The 3,496-nt window shown below is 71.7% G+C and carries 3 protein-coding genes; all 3 read right to left on the reverse strand.

From position 1 onward, the window contains the following. Positions 1-110: 110 nt before the first annotated feature. Positions 111-1,433: a CynX/NimT family MFS transporter gene (locus ACFXB5_RS53055; protein WP_385223167.1), complete on the reverse strand. Its 1,323-nt coding sequence runs from the start codon at positions 1,431-1,433 to the stop codon at positions 111-113. 87 nt (positions 1,434-1,520) lie between these two features. Beyond that, positions 1,521-2,231, reverse strand: a complete 711-nt coding sequence (locus tag ACFXB5_RS53060) for a FadR/GntR family transcriptional regulator (RefSeq protein WP_385223169.1) — start codon at positions 2,229-2,231, stop codon at positions 1,521-1,523. 118 nt (positions 2,232-2,349) lie between these two features. Then, on the reverse strand, positions 2,350-3,099 hold the full coding sequence (locus tag ACFXB5_RS53065; RefSeq protein WP_385223171.1) for a hypothetical protein: 750 nt from the start codon (positions 3,097-3,099) through the stop codon (positions 2,350-2,352). Positions 3,100-3,496 lie beyond the last annotated feature (397 nt).

The raw sequence follows: 3,496 nt of genomic DNA on the forward strand, positions 1-3,496 counted from the left end.
CTACCGGCCGGGGGGGGGGGCGGGGCATATATGTGGGCGGGGGGGGGGGGGGGTCGTTGCTAAGCCCCCCCCCCCCCCACCCGTGTGTCCGGGGCCGCGTCGGCCGCCGCTCAGGCCCGGATCCTGCGGTCGCGGCCCGCGCCCAGGCCCAGCACCGCCAACGCCCCGCACACCGCCAGCATCAGCGTGAGCGGCAGTGTCCAGCCGCCGGTGGTCTGGTGCACCACGCCGAGCGCCAGCGGGCCCACCGCGGCCAGCAGATAGCCCCAGGTCTGTGCCATGCCGGACAGCCGCGCCGAGGTATGGGCGTCCCCGGTCCGCAGCACCATCATGGTCAGCGCGAGTCCCACGGACCCGCCCTGGCCGACGCCGATCAGCGCCGCCCACACCCACGCCCCGGCGGCGGGAGCCACCAGCAGGCCCGCGATACCGGCGCCCATCAGCGCCGCGACGGCGACGGCCAGCGTCCGCTGGGAGCGCATCCGCCCGGCGAGGGTGGGCACCACGAACGAACCGACCATCTGCAGCATGGTGCTGAACGCGAACACCAGCCCGGCCGCGCTCTTGCTCATGCCGTGGTCGGTGAAGATCGTCGGCATCCAGGCGATGCAGACGTACGCGATCGACGACTGCAGCCCCATGAACAGCGTGACCTGCCAGGCCAGCGCGGAACGGCCCAGCCGCGTCCCCGCGTCCGGCGTCGTCCTTACGGGGGTTGTCCTTACGCGCGTCGTCCTTACCGGCGTCGCCGCGGGCTCGCCGTGGTGCGTTCCGCGCCGCGCGAGCACCGTCTGCGGTATCCAGACCAGCGCCGCGACCGCCGCCAGCAGCGACCAGGAGGCGAGCGAACCCCGCCAGCCGCCGAGCGCGTTCTCCAGGGGCACGGCGGAGGCGGCGGAGACCGTCGCCCCGCCGATCATCGAGGTGGTGTAGAGCGCGGTCATACCCGCGGCCCGGTGCGGGAAGTCCCGCTTGACCAGGCCCGGCATCAGCACATTGAGGAACGCGATCCCGCTGCCGACGAGGGCGCCCCCGACGAAGAGCGCCGGCACGGGCGGCGCCACCCGCAGCAGTATGCCGCCGATCAGCAGCACCAGCGCGCTCAGCAGCACCGCCTCGGTGCCCCAGCGCCGGGCGAGCCGGGGCGCGAAGGGCGAGGCCAGACCCATGAAGATCAGCGGAATGGTGGTGACCAGGCTGCTGGTGGTCGCGGACAGCCCGAAGTGGCCGCTGATCTCGCCGAGGAGCGGGGAAACCCCGGCGAGCGCGGCCCGCATGTTGAGCGACGCCAGCACGATGCCGATCAGGAGAAGCGCGGGGTGGGCCCGCAGGGCACGCCGCGCGGCGGCCACCTCGGGGGTCGGCCGCAGATCCGTCTCGGCGTCCACGAGCAGAGGCTCGGCCTCGGGGCCGGGGGTGTGCGGCCGTGGCAAGAAGAGCTCCGTTCCGTAGTGATGAGGTTGAGGCGGCAGTGAAGAGGTTGAGGCGGCCGGGCGCTATGAGCCCCGCCGAGAGGGGCCTCAGCCGGTGGCGAGCAGCGCCTCGATGGCGCGTTTCGGCGCCTCCAGTAGCGCCCGAGCCGCCGCCTCGGCGGCGGCCGGGTCGCCGGAGGCGATCGCGTCGGCCAGGGCACGGTGGTCGGCGGGGACGATGCTCGGCACCTCGCGGTCGCCGAGCGAGGCCACCAGTGAGTCCCGCACCGAGCTGCTGAACCAGCCGTAGGTCGCGCTCAGCGCGGCGTTGTGCGCGGCGTCCACCACGGCGGTGTGGAACTCGAGGTCATGGGCGGCGTGCAGCTCATGGTGGCCGACGGCGGGCCGCTCCCCGTCCCGCTCGAACGCCTCGAGCGACTCCAGCGCCGCCCGCATCCGCCGCAGATCGGCGGGGCCGTGCCGGAGCGCGGCCAGCCGCGCGCCCTCCGCCTCCAGCGCGATCCGCAGCTCCAGCACATCCCGGATTCCGGCGCGCCGCACATCCCGCATGACCTCGGAAGGGTCGGTCGTGGAGACCACGAAGGTGCCCTCGCCCTGCCGGGACCGCAGCATCCCCGCGTGCACGAGGACGCGGACCGCCTCGCGGACCGTGTTCCGGCCGACCTGGAGCTGTTCGGCGAGGGCATGTTCGGTGGGCACACGGTCCCCGACCTGCCACTCACCCTCGGTGAGCTGTGCGCGCAACTGCTCCACCACGGTGTCGACCAGCGACCGCCGCCCCGCCGCCCGCAACGCCATCCTTCTCGGCTCCCTCATATCGATCGTCGATTCACCCGGTTGCCCAGTCATCCTACAACTTGGCATCGAAGAGCCCGGCGGGCAGGGCATCACCCCACCCACCAGGCCCTTCCGCTCCCTACCCGCGCCGCCGCTTGGCGCGCCGCGCCCGCCGCTGAGCCGCCTCGGCCTTGAGCGTGGCGACGTCCCTGCGGACCTCGGTCATGTCCTCACCGAGATCGCAGAGCCGCTCACTCATGGCACAGATGACCCGGCCGTGCGCGTCGAGCCGCCGGTCCATGCCGTCCAGCCGGGCGGAGACCCTGGCCATCCACGGCGCCAGCTCCCGCAGCGTGGAGCCGACATCCGCCAGACACGCCTCGACGGCGTCGAGACGGCCGCCGATCGGCCCGGCCAGCGTCCGCTCGGTGAGGACCTGTTCGAGCGGAAGCTGCTCCGCCCCGGTTTCCGGTCCGCTCCGGGCCGACTCCTCGATATCGAGGAGATAGGTGCGTACCCGCCTGGCGATATCGCTATCTCGCAGGAGCATCGCGACATTGAGTACTGTGCGAGGGGGATAGAGGGTGAGCTGGGTGACGGCCTGTGGATAACTCTGATCCCATAGGTTCATTTTGGACCTATGGAAGACTTGCAGCTCAGAGCCTCGGAGGACGCGCATCCCGTTGCTCTGGAACTCCTCCCGATGCCGTTTGGCCAGACTCTTGACGGCTTCTTCCCCAACCTCGAAGTACTCCGCGACCATGCGTGTGGTGATATGCAGCCCATCAGGCAGCATGGTCAGGATCTTGACCTTGTCGAGGACATCCGTCCGTTCGATGACGCTGTCGCGCAGCGCGCGCGACTCCAGTAGTGCGATCTCGGGTGGCATACGTGTGCCTTCCGGTGTGGATTCGAGTGGTGGTCACGCCCCACCAGCCAGGGGCCAGGCCGCCCGTATCCAGGGACCAGGAGCGGAGGCTGCCAACCTCTTTCGGACCCAACCGCCGTGACATCGCTGCCCGTCGGTCCGTCGCCCGGGCCGAGGCTCCAGCTCGCGTTGCCTCCGCGCATAACGCGTATTAAGACAAACGATCCGATCGCGGAAGGGTTACTCGCACCACGCATGTTGACGGACGTCGGCCTCAACGCCGCGAGGGGGGGGGGGGCGGCGGGGGCGGCCCCCGGCTCCGGGGGGGGGCGGCGCGGCCCCCCGCGACCGCGTCTTTCGGGGCGTAGTTGAGGCGGTGTCCGTTCAGGGCGAGAAAGGCTTCGGCGCTGTGCCATGC

Origin of the sequence: Streptomyces sp. NPDC059455, from assembly GCF_042750115.1 — a bacterium.
Taxonomy (GTDB): Bacteria; Actinomycetota; Actinomycetes; order Streptomycetales; family Streptomycetaceae; genus Streptomyces; species Streptomyces endocoffeicus.

Bases quoted from the DNA above. Each gene is read 5' to 3' on its own strand.
- ACFXB5_RS53065 (WP_385223171.1), bottom strand. From the start codon at position 3,099: ATGCCACCCGAGATCGCACTACTGGAGTCGCGCGCGCTGCGCGACAGC.
- ACFXB5_RS53060 (WP_385223169.1), bottom strand. From the start codon at position 2,231: ATGGCGTTGCGGGCGGCGGGGCGGCGGTCGCTGGTCGACACCGTGGTG.